This is a genomic window from Acidithiobacillus sp., assembly GCF_023255755.1.
Taxonomy (GTDB): domain Bacteria; phylum Pseudomonadota; class Gammaproteobacteria; order Acidithiobacillales; family Acidithiobacillaceae; genus Acidithiobacillus.
Genome location: NZ_JAGDVS010000186.1, coordinates 1 through 15,315, shown reverse-complemented (window position 1 = coordinate 15,315; position 15,315 = coordinate 1). Strand labels below are relative to the sequence as shown.

The window sequence follows — 15,315 nt, the reverse complement described above, 5'->3', positions numbered from 1 at the left end:
GTAAAGACCATCTAGTATAGTTTGTGAAGTAGGTACTAATGAGTAACTATGGCCAGACAGACCAAACAAGAGACGACTTGTCCCATGGATGCCCTTCTCCGTTTGCTGATGGGGCCTTGGACCACGTACATCCTCTGGACACTGAGACAACATGGACCCCTGCGTTTCGGGGCGATCAAGCGGAAAGTGCGTGGCATCTCGTCACGGATGCTGACAGAGCGCTTACGCACCCTGGAGGAAGCCCAAGTAGTATTCAGGGAGTATCGTCCCAGCATTCCCCCAGAGGTGACTTATGGCCTGACGCAGCGTGGACTGGAGCTGCGGGAGGTGCTGGATGCACTGGATACGCTGGCCCGGCGCTGGAATGCCGAAAACGGGGATAAGGAAACGCCTATTTCAGACTCTGCGCTATCCGTCATAAATTAGAATTTAGCACCTACTTTAACAAGATTGCCAAAACAGCTACCGCGAGAACGCTTCGACATACCCAAAACGGTTTTACCGGTTTATCTGGAAAGTGCGGGGGTATTACCGGAAAGCATTGCGAAATAGATCGCTGAAGGGGTGTCAGACGGGCACCATAATGGCGCCGTTTGCTGACGAGTCACACCTGACGCCCGGAATACCCTGGTAAATGCAGTCAACCACTCAGGAGTGGATCATGGAACATGTCAGTAAGGCACCCAGTGCTACGTAGCGCCACACCGGCGATTTATAGCGCCGGTTTCCTGCGGCGGGCGGCCTTTGTCCTTATTCCTGCTCTCGGCACCACGCCGGATCACCTGGCCCGCCATTCTCCTGCAATTCCGCAGCCGGGATCGGCGGATGGCTACGGCGCCGCCTCCGGCACCTCGTTCAGACTTTCCACATAATCTCTCATCACCTGATCGGCCACTCTAGTGCGCAGTGCCACAAGAAGTATAACCAGACTAAATAGAGCAATTATCCCCATATCCCAGAAGAAAGGCACGAGGCCGCTGCCACCGAGATTTTGCGGACCGAGATAGCTGCATATCCATAGACCCGCAAAATAGGGTAATACCCACCACGCATAACGCCACCCCAAACCCTCCGCACGGCGCTCTTTGGCCAGGAAATAACGGTAAATCAGAAAAACCACCATCAGCATGGTCAGGGCGATAAAGGTAAAACTCAAGGTGTCGAGCCCGGCCCAGAAGATAATCCAATTAGCCACCACAAAGGCCGCCGGAGCGATCACTTCCGCGCCCCAGAGACGAAAAGGGCGTGCTGCATCGGGCATGGCACGACGCAATTGCAACAGCACAATCGGCCCCAGACTGTAGGAGAGCACGGTCACTGAAGAAATATATCCCACCAGTTTTTGCCAGGAAGGGAAGGGAAAGAAAAAGAGCGCGCCAACCGCATATACTGCCAACAGAGCGATCCAGGGCACGCCACTGCGGTTAATCCGCGCCAGTCCCCGCGGTGCACTGCCCATTTCCCCTGCTGCCATGGTAATGCGCGCCGATGACGTCGTGTAAATGAAGGCTGTACCTGCTGGCGACACCAGAGCATCCACATAGAGGATGACGCCCCACCAGGTGGCACCCACGGCTGCGGCCAATGCCGCAAAGGGGCCAGTGAGCCCGGTAAAAGTCAGGTGTGACCATCCTCCATGAGCCAGACCAGCAGGATTCACCGCCACCAGAAACGCGAATTGCAGCCCCTCATACAGCACGGTGCCAATCAGCACCGAACCAATGACCGCTATGGGAATGCTCCGCCCCGGATTCCGGCTCTCTCCCGCCAGATCAATCGCCTGCCGGAACCCGAAAAAAGAAAAAATAATCCCGGCACTGGCCACGGCAGTGAACATGCCCTCCAGATCCCCCTGGGGATGATGCAATTGCAGGTTCTCGGGGTGCCAGGACAAACTCAATAAGACAAAAATAGTGGCGGCCGGAATAATCAGCTTCCACCAGGTCGCGGCACTATTAAGCAACAGCACCCAGCGAATCACCAGAAAATTGAGCAGCACAAAAACGCCCAACAACAGAATAGCGGCGACAAAACCCCGACCACTGAGCACACCCGCCTCACCAGAGAGAAAACCCGGCAGATAATTATTCGCATAGGTGAGCACTGCCGTCACTTCGACCGGCGCAATGGAAACATAAGAAAAAAAGAGGATCCAACTCCAGATGCGGCCTAACAATGGCCCATTACCCAGGTGACTGATATGGACAATAGAACCACTGCGCGGAATCATCGGCCCCAACTCGGCGTAAACCAGCGCCAGCAGTAAAATAGCTGCCGCCCCCACCGCCCAGGAACCGAGACTCAGTGGTCCTGCCTGCTGCGCCGCATGCAACGGCCCAAACAGCCAGCCGGAACCCACTATGGCTCCCAGACTCGCGTAAAGCAGCCCGATCAGCCCCCCTTCCCGCCGCAAATGACCTGCCGCCATGGCATGCTTCCTCTTTTATGGTCTGTGTAAATACCAGAACTGAGTGGGGAGTGTAATGCAACCCTGCGCATCACAACACTGCATCGTGTTTGTTTTACCGGCCTCGCCCATGGTACAAGCATTCTATTGAGTACATTGACGGTGTCCCTGCTCATCAGAGAGGATATCGCACGAGCAGATGTTGCTTACCCGGCAAAGGAGAAACGGAGATTGGCAGCCCGCAAAAAAAAGCAAGCCAAATCCGGTCGTGGTCGATGGGTGATTTTCGGCGTCCTGGCGGCCCTGCTCGCCGCCGTCGCCGTGGGCATTGCCCTTAACCTGCCGGTTCATCTGCGCAGAATCGGCGCGCCGGTAGCGACACCGGAATCCGCGGTCCCAACGCCAGTTCAACGTGCCGTCGATCTTGGGTCTTATGGCGTCACCGTCACCAACCATGCCGGGGAAATCGAAGCTCTGACTATTCATCCGGTGGCGATCATGCAGGGCAATGGCCCCTGGAAGAAGCTTCACCCCCTGCAGGAACAACTTGACGCGCGCATCGCCAACCCCTTCATGGCGTTTCCGGATTTGGCTGGCATCACCACTTCCACCACCGCCCAGTCCGCACTGGAGCAACAAATTCTGCAAAACGTTACACCGCTGCTGAAGAGCGCGGAACCAGGCTGGAAAGTCATCGGGATACAGTTGCATCCGTCGCTGCATTCCCCACCCTTCTCCGGAGATTCATGACAAGGCAAAAGGGTTAAAATGAAATATCTGGGCCGCCTGAATCCCCATGATCCGCTCTACACGTATCTGCAAGAGCAGATATATCCACAGCTACTCACAGAACAGCGCCCCCATCAGTTTCGGGTATTTCAGTTTCCGGCATCCAATGAAGTTTTTCTCTACGAGGAAACCCATTCACAGCGGAAAGTCATCGGCAAGTTCTTCAACCGGACCAATAAAGATCCCCAACAAGCCTGGGACCGGGTACACAACGAATGGCGGCATATGCATATGTTGCGCGACCTGGGCTTCAAAACCGGGCGACTGTATATTCCGCAACCCCTGGGAATTTCATGGGATATGAACAGTGTCATTATAGAGGAATTCTGTCCGGGACAACCCCTCTCCAGAGTCATCGAGGAGAGCATTGAACGTAATGATGCAAAATTATTATATGCACGTCTGACGGACCTCGCCTATTTCCTTGCCAAATTACATAACTGGACCGCACGCTCTGAAACAGTGCGCTTTGATGCGCAGTTTGCCTATTTCGACAAGATCATGGCGCGCCTGCAAAGACGCCACCGGATATCCGCCCATCAGACCGGTGAATTCTATCATTACCGGGAGCACTGGCAGCACATGGGCAGTATGTGGGCAGACCGGCAAGTTCTGATCCATGGCGACGCCACGCCCTCCAATTTTCTCTTCGCAGCCCATCGGCGCACCATCGCCATTGATCTGGAACGTATGCAGTTTGCAGATCGCGCGTATGATCTCGGCATGATTGCCGGGGAAATAAAACATCATTTCATGCGCAGCACCCATCATGGAGAGCATGCCGAACCATTTATCGGTCATTTTCTCTGGGAATACAGCACCCATTTTCCGGACCGCTATGCGGCTTTTGCATCGATTACTGAGCGAATACCCTTTTATATGAGCATAACCCTGTTACGCATTGCCCGTAATTCCTGGCTTGACTGGCGCTACAGCCAAGCCCTGGTCCACGAAGCCATTCACATTCTGCGGAGGTAATACCATGTCCATACGCGCCGTCTGTTTAGATCTTTATGGCACCATGATCAACATTGAAACCAATGAGGAAATGGAAGAAATTTATCGCGGCATTTCCCATTATCTCACTTATCACCGGGTTTTTATGAACCGGCGAGAGGTCCGGGAACGCTACTTCGCCATCATGAAGGAGAGAAAACGCCAATCCGCTGAACGATATCCGGAAATAGACGTCGAGGCGATCTGGCACACCTTGCTTATCCAGGAGAACAGCAAACCTGTCAAAGGCCGGGAAAGACTGGCAAAAGAATTGGCACGCCTGCATCGTGGCCTCTCCCGCACCCGCCTGGAGCGTTACGATGGCATTAAGCGCACGCTGAAAAGCCTGCAGGAAACCTACCGACTGGCCACTATTTCTGACGCACAACGCTGCTTCGCCCTCCCCGAAATGCGCGCGATGGGTATTAAAAAATATTTTGATATACGGATTATTTCCGGTGACTATGGTTATCGCAAACCCGACTCCCGATTATTCGCCATGGCCGCAGAGCAATTGGAAGTGGCTCCCCATGAAGCCATTTATGTCGGCAATGACATGTATCGGGATATTTACGGCGCACAACAGGCGGGGATGAAAACCATCTTTGTTGACTCCAATCAGGGCAGCAAATCCTATAACGATGTAGCGCCCGATTATTATGCGCGGGACTTCTATCAAGTGCTGGATGGCGTTGGATTTCTGGCGCAAAAACATGCGGATGGCGATGACTGATTACGGTTTTATCTTCGCCGCAAAAGCGCGTGCCATCTTGCCCTTGAGTAGTGTCATCTTGACACCTCCGGATCGCCAAATCGGTACCCAACCCCTTTTTCGGTCACCAGATATTGTGGCATTCCAGGATCATCCTCAATCTTTTCCCGCAGTCGTTTGATATATAACCTTACATAATGGGCCTGATCGCTACTCTGCTCTCCCCACACTGCACTAAGAATTCGTCGATACGACAATATTCGCCCCTGATTCATCACAAAAAGGTGGAACAGTTGATATTCCTTGGGCGTCATCGGAATGGACACCCCGCCCTTGCGAAGGGTATGGGTGAGATCATCCAGCTCCAAGACGCCAATGACCCAATGGGAAGATTCGGCGAATGCATTTGCTGGTCGTCGCCGCAAATGTGCGCGCAGGCGTGCGAGCAGCTCGCCAATGGTAAACGGCTTGGTCAGATAATCGTCGGCACCACTATCGAGGGCCTGTACCTTGTCAGCCTCGCTCCCGCGCGCTGAGATGACAATGATCAGTGCCAGCTCGCCTCCGTGGGCGCGTAAGCGACGAATCAGTCCCTGTCCATCCCCATCCGGTAAACCAAGGTCCAGCAGAATCAAGGCGAATGGCCGACTTTCCTGGATTTGTCGTTTTTCCCAAGCCTTCCAGGCATCTTTCAGCGTGGTTTCCCAGTACAAGCGATACCCTGGTTCGCGGTCCATCGCCGCCTGCAGAAACCCGCCAATACTCGGGTCATCCTCCACCAGCAGGATATCCAGATCGCCTTCGTGTATGGTCGTCATGACTTAATCTCCGTCAGATGGCATAGGCGGCTCAGTCTCCCGAGGTACGGTAAAACAAAACACCGCACCGCGCACTGCGACCCGGTTACGCACCCAAATACGTCCGCCGTGCAACTCTATAATAGCAGCACAAATCGCGAGGCCTAATCCGCTGCCGCCCAGCCCGACGGGCGGTTTGACCTGGCTGAAGCGGGTAAATATCTCCTCTTCGCGACCGGGCGGAACACCATAGCCGTGATCAATGATGCAGACCTTGATCTCGGTATCGTTCGCACTGGCTTCTAATTCTATGCCGCGATCACTCGGAGTATATCTGCAGGCATTTTCAAGGAGATTGGTGAGCACCTGCACGAGCAGTTGGGGATCTACGTGGAGCAACGGCAGGTCTTTGGATATCCGCGTCTGAAAAGGCCGATCCGCACATACGGTCTTGATCTGCTTGCGCGCGGTGACCAGCATGTCCTCTAAAGGGACCCATTCCTTTTGGAGATGGAGTCGCCCGGAGTGCAACGCGGCCATGTGCAGAATGCGATCCACGGTATATTCCATCTTTTCCGTCTGCTCACGGATATTTTCGAGGAGACCTCGCTCTTCCGCAGTCAGCCCCTGCGCATTGCGCTGGAGTGTCGTCGCTGTGCCCAGTACGCCAGCCAATGGCGTCCTGAGGTCATGGGAAACGGCGCCTAAAAGCGCATTTTGCAATTGCTCGACCCGCAAACGGACATCCGCTTCTGTACGTTGCCGGGATGCTTGCGCCGAATCCAGAGCCACCGCGATGAGTCGCCCCACCGTTTCGAGAAAGCGCAACCAGTCTGCAGGGGCCCGACGCAGGTCGAGATCAGACAGCATCATGACCCCCAGCGCACGCTCGCCGGACAGCATGGGCATAAACAGCGCCGGGATATCCGCCAGCGTGTCGGTGCTCATCCCGGCATTCTTTTTATTCAGAAAGCTCCACCGGGCGGCAGCCCGCAGGTTGCGTTGTGGAGCTTCCAGTTCGGTGGACGCTGGAAACATCTGCAACGGACTACCCGTGTTATCCGTCGGCGGCAGCCAGAATGCGACCGCGATACCCAGGGTCTGGTGCAACTTCTCGATGCTGGCGTTCAGAATCCCTTCGACACCACGGGCACTGCTGAGCGCCTGAACCAGTTGATAGAGATTGCGGGCGCGTCGCTCGCGGATCCGGGCCATGAGCTCCTGCTCGCGGGATCGCGCCACCAGTTGGCTGATGAGCAGGATCAGAGAGAGGATCAGCGCAAAGTAAGCAAGCGAGCCCACCGTGGTTGGCATACCGCGATCCAATCCAAACGAGTAGTAACTGACCACGGCGGCAATGAACGTGATGAGGGAGGGCCAGCGGCCGTACATCAGGGCGGTGCCCACCGCGCCCAGCATGTACAGCATGAAGACCCCGGCAAAACCCAGGTAAGCCCCCAGAGACCAGGCCAGACCACTTAAAGCGAGACCTATTGCCCCGCTGATCACAAAGGCGCGATTCCGGGTACGCTGGCGCAGGGGCATGTCCACGATGCCAAGGTATTGTTGATTCCGCAGGCGTCGATCTTCCGGAATGGCTTTTTTACCGGCAACGGATGAATCACTACGTCAATACCGCGCTCGCTGTTCAACAGGTGCGCCGTCAAAGAACCGGGCCACCACCAAAGGAATTTGCGCAAGCCCTGCGTCTGTCCCAGTACAATCTGGGTGACGTCGCGCAGCCGCGCATAAGCCAAAACCTCCGCGCCGATATTTACGCCGGTCAGACGTGCGGTTTCAGCACCCAAACTTTCCGCAAGATGCAGATGATTCCATATCCATGCCTGGGTCTGGGGTTTCTGCAGCAGGCCGCGTGGGGTGTCCACATGAATCACCAGCCAGTCGGCCCGTTGAGCGGTCGCCAGGTGATAAGCCGCGCGCACCAGATGCTCATCTTCCGGGCGGCCACTCACGGCTACCAACAAACGATCCCGGCTACCGCTACGCCGCCCCTCTTCCGGATTCTGTTGATGAAACTGTCGCAACTCCAGATCAACCCGGTCCGCCGCCAGTCGCAATGCCAATTGCCTCAGGGCGATCAGGTTGCCTTTACGAAAAAAATGCGTCATCGCGCGCTGACCGCGTTCGCCCAGGTAAACCTTGCCCTCCTTGAGCCGTTGCAAGAGATCCTCGTCAGTGATATCTACCAGAATCACTTCATCGGCCTGCTGGATGATCTGATCCGGCAGGGTCTCCTGAACCTGTACCCCGGTAATCTGCTGGACGACTTCGTGAACACTCTCCAGGTGCTGAACATTCACGGTGGTCGCCACGGAAAGGCCCGCGTCCAGCAGTTCCTCCAGGTCCTGCCAGCGCTTCTTGTGGCGAGAGCCGGGGGCGTTGCTGTGGGCAAGTTCGTCCAGCAGGAGCAGTCCGGGACGGCGGGCAAGGGCCGCATCCAGGTCAAATTCTTCAAGCACAACATTTTTATATGGAATATGCATTCGCGGTAACACCGGCAGAACATCGGCCAAGGCCTGGGTTTCACTGCGCTGATGGGTTTCGACGATACCCACCAAAACGTCCACCCCCTTGGTCATCTCCTGCTGCCCGTAGCGCAGCATGGCGTAGGTCTTCCCGACGCCCGGCGCGGCACCAAAAAAAATCTTGAGCCGACCGCGCTGGCGCGCCTGCTCCTCCTGCTGCACCTGTGCCAACAGGGCATCCGGATCGGGTCGCCCGTCTTTGCGATCTTCAGTCGACATTCGTTATTACCAGATACCGGATACTACCGTCCATAATGCTCCCTCGTTGTCGCGCCTGCCCGCGTTTGAGCATAGGCCAAAGCCCAGCCATTACCAAGCGGGTTAACGCCATAGTTATCTGCAATGAGTATAATTTACTCAAAAAATATACCATTTATATAGAATTTATAGATGATTTATATGGAATTTATAGATGCAATCTTGCTAGGCTTTCATGCGAGCATATTATGATTGTGTGCGGGATGTTGGCCCGTGCTCACGCAGGAGGTTGGTATGGAACTTGTGTACTTATTTATTATTATCGGTTTTTTCCTGGCATCCATAGGGGTTGTTGAGCTATTGGATCGCCTGAGGAGCATAAAATGAACGCGTTCGTGTGGATAGGTCTCGGATTGGGCGCCATGCTTTTTATCTATCTTTTGGTATTCCTGATTAATCCGGAGCGGTTTCTATGATATCCACCCTCATACTGACAGCCGCGGTTTTGTTGTTGACCATTCTGCTGGCCTTGCCTCTGGGACGCTATATGCATCGCATCTATGCGGGCGATCGATTCTGGGCAACACGCCTGATGGGCCCCGTGGAGCGGGGACTTTACCGCGTCACCGGCGTTTCGGCGAGCGAGGAAATGGGTTGGAAGCGCTACGCCATCGCCTTGTTGATCTTTAACCTGATCGGTGGCGTTTTTCTCTATGCATTGTTGTTGGCGCAAGGTGCGCTGCCTCTGAATCCTTTACACTTCAGTGGCGTCCAGGGTGGCTCCGCATTCAATACTGCAGTGAGCTTTACCACCAATACCAACTGGCAGGATTACGCCGGCGGCTCGACCATGAGTTATCTCTCGCAGATGCTGGGCCTGACCGTGCAGAATTTTCTCTCGGCGGCGACGGGTATCACCATCGTCCTGCCCATCATTCGCGCTATCGTCCGTCATAGAACCAAGGACCTCGGAAATTTCTGGGTCGACATGACCCGCACCGTTTTATACGTGCTGCTCCCCCTTTCCGCGCTCTTTGCGTTGATTCTCATGGAACAGGGCGTGGTGCAAACCCTCACCGGTGAGGTGCGGGCAGATCTTATTGCACCATTTGTATCGGGCGGTAAGACCGTTCTTCATCAGATAATGCATGTGGGACCAGTTGCCTCGCAAGAAGCGATCATGATGCTCGGCAACAATGGGGGCGGTTTCTTCAATATGAACGATGCCCATCCATTCGAGAATCCTACCGCTCTTACCAATTTTTTAGAAACCCTGGCCATGATTCTCATCCCTTCCGCTCTGGTATTCATGTTTGGGCATATGGCCAAGGCCAGGCGTACGGCATGGGCCATCCTGATTTCCATGCTGGTGCTCTTTATCCCCCTGACGCTCGTAAGTCAGCACTGTCAACTGGCCGGGAACCCTGTGCTTACCCAGTTGGGGATCTCCCAGGCCAACACCGCGAGTCTTGCCGGTGGTGGCAATATGGAGGGAGTGGAAGACCGCATCGGTGCTGGCGCGACCGCGCTCTTTGCAACGGTGGCCACCGCGACCTCTACGGGGGCGGCCAACGGCGCCTACGATTCCCTCATGCCGTTGTCCGGGGGGGTAAATCTTTTCCTGATGCAATTGGGAGAAGTCGTGTTTGGCGGCGTCGGTTCAGGTCTCGCTACTTTCCTCGCCTTCATGATTTTTGCGGTTTTTCTCGGTGGTCTCATGGTGGGACGCACGCCGGAGTTTCTCGGCAAGAAGATCGAGTCCTTTGAAATAAAAATGACCTCTCTCTCCATACTGGTCATGCCGTTGCTGGTGTTGATTGGTACTGCCCTTGCCATCACCACGGTGGCGGGGCGGGCCGGTGTATTCAATCCTGGGGCACATGGTTTCAGCGAAGTGCTCTATGCCGTGACGAGTCCGGCCAACAACAATGGCAGCGCATTCGGCGGTCTGAGCAGCAACACCCGGTTCTACAACCTGCTTACCGGCATGTGCATGCTGCTGGGCCGGTACTGGACCTATCTGCCGTTGCTGGCGCTGGCGGGTGCCTTGGTCGAGAAAAAGAAAATCCCCGCAGGATCGGGAACGCTGACGACTTACACGCCTATTTTCATTGGCCTGACGGTTGGCGTCATTCTTCTGGCCGGCGCGCTCAACTTCTTTCCGGCGCTGGCACTGGGTCCGATTGCAGAGCAACTGGCGCCCCCTGCCACCCTGACTCATTGAGGAATCATATCCATGGAATCCACCCATCATAAACATGCGGCATCTCCGATCAACTGGAAAGATCAGAGCCGGGGCGCCCTGTGGGACAGCTTCAGCTTGCTCTCCCCGCGTCGCCAGTTGCGCAATCCGGTGATGTTTGTCGTCTACGTCGGCTCCTGGCTGCTGCTGGCCCTCTTTTTTCACGATCTGATCGTGCATAACAGTGAAGCGCCTTTTACCGGCGTGATCGACCTCTGGCTCTGGCTCACACTGATTTTTGCCAATTTTGCCGAAGCACTGGCCGAGCGTCAGGGCGAGGCCCAAGCCAACAGTTTGCGGCAGAGCCGGCAGGAAGTTACGGCCAAAAAACTGCCCAAACCGGTGCGCGAGGCGAGCTATAAGGAGGTTCCCGGCGCAAGCCTGCGCAGCGGCGACTTTGTCCTGATAGAAGCGGGAGACCTCGTCCCCACCGACGGTGAGGCGGTGGCGGGAGTCGCGGCCGTCGATGAAAGCGCCATCACGGGCGAGAGCGCGCCCGTCATCCGAGAAAGCGGTGGTGATCGCAGCGCGGTCACCGGCGGTACCCGGGTGATCTCGGACTGGCTCATCATCCGGGTGACGCAGGAGGCCGGACACACCTTCCTCGACAAAATGATCGCCATGGTGGAGGGGGCGGCACGGCGCAAAACTCCCAACGAAATCGCCTTAAGTATCCTGCTGGTGGTGTTGACGCTGGTCTTTCTGGTGGTCACGGTTACCGTGTATCCCTTTTCCTGGTATAGCGTGCATTACGCCAGTCACTCGGGCTCGGTCATTAGTTTGACCGTACTGGTAGCCTTGTTGGTCTGCTTGATTCCCACCACCATCGGAGCGCTATTACCCGCTATCGGTATTGCCGGCATCGTGCGGTTGCTGCAGAGCAATGTGGTGGCGACTTCCGGGCGCGCCATCGAGGCGGCGGGGGATGTGGATGTGCTGCTTCTCGATAAAACCGGCACCATTACCTACGGCAACCGATCCGCGGTGGCGTTTTACCCCGTTTTAGCGGTTACCCAGGAAACCCTCGCGCAGGCGGCCCGCCGCGCCTCTTTGGCCGACGAGACGCCTGAGGGCAAAAGTATCGTGACCCTTGCCGGAAAACATTACCCGCAAAGCCGGGAAACCTTACCACCTGAAGCGCAATTGATCCCTTTCAGTGCCGAAACCCGCATGAGTGGGGTGGACTGGAATGGGCAGCAATTGCGTAAGGGATCTCCCGACGCCATGAAGGCGTGGGTCCAGTCGCTGGGGGGTGCCTGGCCTACAGAGCTGGACGGCATTGTGCAGGAAATCGCGGGTGGTGGTGCAACACCCCTGGTGGTCTGCTCTGGCGCAGTGGTGTTGGGCGCCATCGAGTTGCGGGACATCGTCAAAGCCGACATCAAATCGCGCTTTGCCGAATTGCGGGCGATGGGTATCCGCACGGTCATGGTGACCGGCGACAATCCGTTGACTGCCGCCGCGATCGCCGCAGAAGCGGGAGTCGATGATTATCTCGCGGAGGCCAAACCGGAAACCAAGCTCGCGCGCATTCGAGAATACCAGAATGAGGGTTACATGGTCGCGATGACCGGAGATGGCACCAACGATTCCCCGGCCCTTGCTCAAGCGGATGTCGGACTCTGTATGGCCAGTGGTACCCAGGCGGCGCGCGAAGCCTCCAACATGGTCGATATGGACTCCAACCCCACCAAACTGCTGGAGATTGTCCAGATTGGCAAGCAACTGCTGATGACCCGCGGCGCCCTCACCACCTTCAGTGTGGCGAACGATGTGGCCAAATACTTCGCTATCATCCCGGCGGCGTTTGTATCGACTTACCCCCAACTGGAAGCACTGAACATCATGGACTTGAGTTCACCCGCCCATGCCATCATGGCCGCGGTCATCTTCAACGCACTCATCATTCCCTTTCTGATTCCTCTGGCCCTCAAAGGCATCAAGTTCCGTGCCGACTCGGCACAGCACATTCTTCGCCGCAACGTGTGGATCTACGGATTGGGCGGCATTATTGCGCCATTTATCTTTATTAAACTGATCGACATGCTACTGGCTGTACTGTAGGAGGATGACGCTATGATCAAAGACATCAAAACCGCGCTGTTGCTGTTCCTGATTCTGGCCGTGATGACCGGTCTGATTTACCCCCTGACCATGACGGGTATCGGCCAGGTGGTGTTTCCCCGTCAGGCCAATGGCTCACTCATTCGTCAGCATGGACGGGTCGTGGGTTCTAGCCTCATCGGTCAGTATTTCCGTGAACCGCAGTATTTCTGGAGCAGACCTTCGGCGACTTCACCGGTACCATACAATGGGGCGGGGTCTAGTGCCTCCAATCTGGGTCCGAACAATCCTGTTCTGGCACAACATATGGCGGCGCGGATCAAAGCCCTCAAGGCCGCTGATCCCGCGGAAAAAGGGCCGGTCCCGGTGGATCTCGTTACTTCCTCGGCGAGCGGGCTTGACCCGAATATCAGCATCGCGGCGGCGCTCTATCAGGTCCCGCGCATTGCGCAGGCTGGTGGTATCCGTATCGTAACATTGCACCAGCTGATCAGGGAGAACACGACAGAACCCTTGCTGGGATTCATCGGTGAACCCGTGGTCAATGTGGTGAAACTCAACCTCGCGCTGCATGACCGATACACCACCACGCATGGAGCAACAGTATCCCTCACGAAAGGACCGCAATCATGATGGCTTTCTGGGTGTGCACGGCTTTGGTCACCCTGCTCACGGTCGCGCTTGGCATATATCGCTGCGAGGCGCGGAAAGTGGCACTCCTTCGCCGCAAAATCAGTGCGTTTCAGGGCGGAGCGATCCGCAGTGCCGAAAATGTCACCTGGGATGGGCAAAAAAGATGACCACTGCGGAAGAACGTCAGGCGGCGGCCAGCGTGGGGCATGCCGACCTGATGGTATTGTTGACCGATCAATCGGGGCTATTTACGATCGACTCGCGCGCACGGCCTGATGCCGAAATGATCACAGAAGGTATGGCGGGTGGAAGCGGCGGCACCGTAGGTACTGGTGGCATGCTCACCAAAATACACGCAGCCAACCATGCAGCGCGCTCCGGTGCGGCCACGCTCATTGCCGATGGACGAATCCCGAATGTGCTCCTGCGCTTGCGCAAAGGAAGGCTTTTGGGGACGTTTCTGCGTTCCAAAAAATTCGACCAGAAATTGCGCAGAGATGCCTGGACACATCTTCAGATCCACAACGGTCAGCAGTGGGTGATCCATCCCATGCGCCGGGTAAAAAATGAGGTTGCGGCGTTCCGTTCGGAGACGCTGCCTTTTACCGCAATCCCAATGCTCAACATTCGATAACTCTGCACCTCCAGTGGATGCGCTGCAGCGGCCCGTCCACTCCATCACCTGCAATGCTCCAGGAGGAGAAAATGTTTAATCGCGTAGCAGTCAAAAAACAGTGTCCACGAATCGGACATCGGCGCTCAATGACGCGGATTTCCGCATTGTCTGCGTTGGGGTGCCTGTTGTGTTTCGTTAATGAGGCGGCACAAGCGACCCCCTTGGAAATGCCCAGCCCTCTGACTTTTGAAGCTGGCCCTTTGGGCACCCTCAACCTGCAAGGTGTGGCGAGCGGCTATGGCGTCTGGCAGGACAACAAGTTCGCCCCCACCACTTCCGGCCCGGCAAACACTCCGGCCACCAAGTCTGCTTCTGCCGATATCAGCAACGGCATGGTCATCATCCAGAAGAACACAGGGCTCGTACAGTTTTATCTGCAGGCAGGGGCGTATAACGTCATGACCCTGGGCTCCAGCTATTTCTCCACTGGCACCTTCACCCAGAACACCTTTGGCGCCCTTCCCGTCGGTTATCTTGAAATCGCCCCCACCGATAATTTCAATGTCCAGATCGGCAAACTCCCGACTCTGATCGGCGCGGAATACACCTTCAGCTTTCAGAACTGGAACATTGAGCGGGGCCTACTCTGGGGCCAGGAGAATGCCGTCAACAAGGGCATCCAGGCCAATTACACCATGGGGCCGGTCACCGCTTCCTTGTCTTGGAATGACGGTTTCTACTCCAATCGCTTCAACTGGCTGACGGGCGCCCTGACCTGGGCCATCAACAAGGAAAACGGTGTCTTCTTCCAGGCCGGCGGCAATATGGGACATACGAATTTTGCCTATTCGTCCATTGCCACGACGCCGCTGCAGAACAACGAGAGCATTTACGACCTGGGCTATACCTATACCGGCGAAAACCTCGTCGTGACGCCTTATGTGCAGTACACCTCCGTTCCAGCGAGCGCTATGACCCTCGCCGGGTATAACGGGAGCCAAAGCACCATCGGTGCCGCCATTCTTGCCGACTACAGCCTGACGGACAAAATATCCGTCGCCGGCCGGGTGGAATACATCAGCAACTCCGGCACCGCTATTGATGGTGCGGCCAGCCTCACCGGCTTCGGCCCCGGCTCCCATGCCTGGTCGCTGACCGTGACGCCGACTTACCAGGACGGCGGCTTTTTCGCTCGGGCTGAGCTGTCTTATGTCGCTGCTACCATGCCAAGCAATACGGGTTTCTCGGGCACCAACGGCCTTGCCCAGACCCAACTCCGTGGCATGCTCGAAACCGGCTTCATGTTCTAACCCCC

15 protein-coding genes are annotated in these 15,315 nt (G+C 56.1%); 11 read left to right on the top strand and 4 right to left on the bottom strand.

The window, feature by feature from the left end; genetic code table 11:
- Positions 1-48: 48 nt before the first annotated feature.
- The gene (locus Q0C48_RS13265; RefSeq protein WP_291525123.1) at positions 49-426 is read left to right on the top strand and encodes a helix-turn-helix domain-containing protein; all 378 of its coding nucleotides are present in this window, start codon (positions 49-51) and stop codon (positions 424-426) included.
- A 403-nt stretch (positions 427-829) separates the two neighbouring features.
- Here the strand turns inward: Q0C48_RS13265 and Q0C48_RS13260 are convergent, their stop codons facing one another.
- A complete protein-coding gene (locus Q0C48_RS13260; protein WP_291525121.1) occupies positions 830-2,428 on the bottom strand; it encodes an APC family permease in 1,599 nt (532 codons plus the stop codon).
- 210 nt (positions 2,429-2,638) lie between these two features.
- Here Q0C48_RS13260 and Q0C48_RS13255 point away from each other — a divergent pair, with 210 nt between their 5' ends.
- Genes Q0C48_RS13255 through Q0C48_RS13245 form a run of 3 tightly spaced genes read left to right on the top strand, consistent with a single transcriptional unit; the run spans position 2,639 to position 4,925 of the window.
- Positions 2,639-3,157, top strand: coding sequence for a hypothetical protein (locus tag Q0C48_RS13255; RefSeq protein WP_291525119.1), 519 nt, complete (start codon positions 2,639-2,641; stop codon positions 3,155-3,157).
- Between the two features lie 18 nt (positions 3,158-3,175).
- The gene (locus Q0C48_RS13250; protein WP_291525117.1) at positions 3,176-4,174 is read left to right on the top strand and encodes an aminoglycoside phosphotransferase family protein; all 999 of its coding nucleotides are present in this window, start codon (positions 3,176-3,178) and stop codon (positions 4,172-4,174) included.
- A 4-nt stretch (positions 4,175-4,178) separates the two neighbouring features.
- Entirely contained in the window at positions 4,179-4,925 is a 747-nt protein-coding gene (locus Q0C48_RS13245) for an HAD family hydrolase (RefSeq protein ID WP_291525115.1), read from the top strand.
- Positions 4,926-4,978: 53 nt separating this feature from the next.
- On the opposite strand, the gene Q0C48_RS13240 is transcribed toward Q0C48_RS13245, so the two are convergent.
- Genes Q0C48_RS13240 through Q0C48_RS13230 form a run of 3 tightly spaced genes read right to left on the bottom strand, consistent with a single transcriptional unit; the run spans position 4,979 to position 8,466 of the window.
- A complete protein-coding gene (locus tag Q0C48_RS13240) occupies positions 4,979-5,722 on the bottom strand; it encodes a response regulator transcription factor (protein ID WP_291525114.1) in 744 nt (247 codons plus the stop codon).
- A gap of 3 nt (positions 5,723-5,725) precedes the next feature.
- Complete coding sequence (locus Q0C48_RS13235; RefSeq protein WP_291525112.1) at positions 5,726-7,246, bottom strand: ATP-binding protein; 1,521 nt, start codon at positions 7,244-7,246, stop codon at positions 5,726-5,728.
- The gene (locus tag Q0C48_RS13230) at positions 7,207-8,466 is read right to left on the bottom strand and encodes a universal stress protein (RefSeq protein WP_291525110.1); all 1,260 of its coding nucleotides are present in this window, start codon (positions 8,464-8,466) and stop codon (positions 7,207-7,209) included. Before Q0C48_RS13230 ends, Q0C48_RS13235 begins: the two co-directional genes overlap by 40 nt.
- Positions 8,467-8,828: 362 nt before the next feature.
- Here Q0C48_RS13230 and kdpF point away from each other — a divergent pair, with 362 nt between their 5' ends.
- The 7 genes from kdpF (at position 8,829) to Q0C48_RS13195 (ending at position 15,310) form a co-directional block, all read left to right on the top strand.
- On the top strand, positions 8,829-8,921 hold the full coding sequence (kdpF, locus tag Q0C48_RS14750) for a K(+)-transporting ATPase subunit F (RefSeq protein ID WP_009569099.1): 93 nt from the start codon (positions 8,829-8,831) through the stop codon (positions 8,919-8,921).
- On the top strand, positions 8,918-10,669 hold the full coding sequence (kdpA, locus tag Q0C48_RS13220; RefSeq protein ID WP_291525108.1) for a potassium-transporting ATPase subunit KdpA: 1,752 nt from the start codon (positions 8,918-8,920) through the stop codon (positions 10,667-10,669). The genes kdpF and kdpA overlap by 4 nt, the downstream gene beginning before the upstream one ends.
- A gap of 12 nt (positions 10,670-10,681) precedes the next feature.
- Positions 10,682-12,751 (top strand): potassium-transporting ATPase subunit KdpB, encoded by a 2,070-nt coding sequence (kdpB, locus tag Q0C48_RS13215; protein WP_291525106.1) that lies wholly within the window; start codon positions 10,682-10,684, stop codon positions 12,749-12,751.
- 12 nt (positions 12,752-12,763) lie between these two features.
- The gene (kdpC, locus tag Q0C48_RS13210; RefSeq protein WP_291525104.1) at positions 12,764-13,384 is read left to right on the top strand and encodes a potassium-transporting ATPase subunit KdpC; all 621 of its coding nucleotides are present in this window, start codon (positions 12,764-12,766) and stop codon (positions 13,382-13,384) included.
- The gene (locus Q0C48_RS13205) at positions 13,381-13,551 is read left to right on the top strand and encodes a hypothetical protein (protein ID WP_291525102.1); all 171 of its coding nucleotides are present in this window, start codon (positions 13,381-13,383) and stop codon (positions 13,549-13,551) included. Before kdpC ends, Q0C48_RS13205 begins: the two co-directional genes overlap by 4 nt.
- Positions 13,552-13,583: 32 nt before the next feature.
- Positions 13,584-14,018, top strand: coding sequence for a hypothetical protein (locus tag Q0C48_RS13200; protein ID WP_291525101.1), 435 nt, complete (start codon positions 13,584-13,586; stop codon positions 14,016-14,018).
- A gap of 71 nt (positions 14,019-14,089) precedes the next feature.
- Positions 14,090-15,310, top strand: coding sequence for a porin (locus Q0C48_RS13195; RefSeq protein WP_291525100.1), 1,221 nt, complete (start codon positions 14,090-14,092; stop codon positions 15,308-15,310).
- Positions 15,311-15,315 lie beyond the last annotated feature (5 nt).